Annotated in this window: 1 protein-coding gene; it reads right to left on the bottom strand. The window is 60.7% G+C overall.

The annotated features are described in order from the left end of the window. Nucleotides 1-209 precede the first annotated feature (209 nt). On the bottom strand, nucleotides 210-621 hold a 412-nt coding region (locus AC1DWM_RS30170; RefSeq protein WP_477796901.1), incomplete at its 5' end, for a transposase.

Below are 621 nucleotides of genomic sequence, written 5' to 3'. Positions count from 1 at the left end.
TACCCGGTTGCATCTATGTATAAGGCCTATTCGAGGAAGCCATCTTTGGCTTCTGGCCAACATTGGTTGAGCTCACGGTATGCCGATTACATTCAGGCCTCGAAGGCCGGTAGGAGCGCAGGCATCAATCCGCGACGGTCTGACCTGGGGTCAATGTTTTCTAGCAGGGGTTGGAGCGCACTTGCGCCCCGGTGGCAGAACGCTGTCGATCAACTACTTGTCGCCGCCGGCCGGCCATCGGCCGGTTGGCGGCGATAAGTCTGGTCATTCTGTAGCAGTACCCAGATGATTCGCAGGTTGCGACTCGCCAGCCGTACCGCCGCTTCCTTGCGTCCCAGCCGACTCAGCCAGCGTTGCAAGCGACGATCGTCAGGCTGTTCCGAATCTGGACGCAGTTGCCTCAATACCGCGTGAGCCCCCTGCACCATCAGGCTGCGCACGTAGCCATCGCCTCGTTTGCACATCCGGCCCAGGCGAACCTTCGACCCACTGCTGTTCTGATCAGGCACCAGGCCAAAGTAGGCAGCGAAGCGACGTGCATCGGCGAAGCGCTCCGGCTCGGTCTGTTTGGCCAGTATCGCCGTGGCGATGATCGGTCCGACACCGCGTACGGTCATCAGC

It is taken from the genome of Pseudomonas sp. P4_C8 (assembly GCF_056401975.1).
Note: the sequence above shows the minus strand (reverse complement) of the source record. Positions and strands in the feature narration are given on the sequence as shown.